Annotated in this window: 2 protein-coding genes; both read left to right on the forward strand. The window is 60.6% G+C overall.

All coding sequences use genetic code 11. The features are described from left to right. Positions 1-1,176 (forward strand): FAD/NAD(P)-binding oxidoreductase (locus BG842_RS13820; protein ID WP_139136120.1); only part of this gene is annotated, 1,176 nt, incomplete at its 5' end. Positions 1,177-1,368: 192 nt separating this feature from the next. Then, the coding region (locus BG842_RS13825; RefSeq protein WP_139136121.1) for a DUF2270 domain-containing protein at positions 1,369-1,568 on the forward strand (200 nt) is incomplete at its 3' end.

The raw sequence follows: 1,568 nt of genomic DNA on the forward strand, positions 1-1,568 counted from the left end.
ACCGCCGTCGACGAAGTAAATCCGGGAATGACCGTTGCCACGACGGGACGAATCACCGATCCGCGTCGAGCGGACCAGATTCTCCAGGAAGGTGCTGCGGATATCATCTCGATGACGCGAGGTCACATCGCCGACCCTCACATCGCACGCAAAGCCCAGGAGGGCCGTCTCGACGAACTCATCGAGTGTATGGGGTGTAACCAAGGCTGTATTCAGCGCATCTACGACGGTGCGGCCTGCCGGTGTGTGCTGAATCCGGCGACGGGGTTCGAAGCCGAACTCGGCGTCGGGACGCTCACGAAAACGACCGATCCGAAGGACGTCTTCGTGGTCGGGGGTGGCCCGGCCGGAATGAAGGCCGCGGAGGTCGCCGCCCGTGTTGGTCATCAGGTTACCCTGTGTGAACGGGACGAGACGCTCGGGGGACAGGTTCGATTCGCGAAGGAGATTCCGAACAAGGCCGAGTTCGAGAAACCCATCCTCTGGCTCCGTGAAGCGCTTGACCGGGAGAACGTCGATGTCAGGACCGGCGTCGAGGTGACGACCGAGTTCGTCGAACGAGCGGCCCCGGACACGGTCATCGTAGCGACCGGGTCCTCACAGCCGACGTTCCCGCGGGGGTATCACGGCCTCGGAATTCGTGCCGAAGACGTTCCGGGATGGGACGATGCCCGAGTGATGACAAGCACACAGGTATTGTCAGAAGCGGTTGGTCCGAGTGGAACGACGTACGAGGACCCCGGAGACCGAGTTCTCGTTATCGATGACGGGGAGCACCACTGGAAGGGCGTTGGCACCGCGAAGTTCCTCGCTGAAGAAGGGCGGACGGTGCATTTCGCACAACCGGGAGGTGACCCGGGTGGTGAACTCACCGGCCCGACGAAGGCGAAACTTCATCGCGATCTCTTCGGGATGGAAAACCCGGTCGAACTGCATACGTTTGCAACCGTCGACCGCATCGACTGGCCGACGGTGACACTCCAAACACAAGGTAAAGCGGTCGAACTATCCGACCTCGACGGCATCGTTCTCGCGGGATTTCACCGGTCGAACGACGGCCTCGAAGCTGCACTGTCGGATGTGGTATCGGAGGTTCGCGTCGTCGGGGATGCGGTTGCCCCGAGAACCATCAAAGAGGCTATTCACGAAGGGGAACGGGCCGCTCGTGAACTCTGATTTACGGCCCGAACTCGTCCGGTAACCACTGAACGGGAAACTATCGGCTCCTGTTCGCGGTTCGCACGGCGGCGCTCGTTGCGGAAGAACTTGCTCCATACGCTCCCGAAAAGCAGGGAGTGCGCTGTTCAATACGTGGTACCCGTCATGCCTACCGAGCGATAGTTATCCGCGTATCTCCAACTCATTCGTATGGGGGACCGTGAAGACGAGGAGTTCGACCCGGAGCAACGTCATGCCCGTGAGGTGGCGACGAAGGCAGCAGAGGAGAGTTCCGATTTCCTCTCGTTGATGCCCCACTACTATCGGGGCGAAGTCTCACAGATGTCCACTCGGTTGGACCGCTTGGACCTCACTATCGACTGGGCGATTGCCGTTATCGTAGCGATGCT

This window comes from Haladaptatus sp. W1, assembly GCF_001723155.1.
Lineage (GTDB): Archaea > Halobacteriota > Halobacteria > Halobacteriales > Haladaptataceae > Haladaptatus > Haladaptatus paucihalophilus.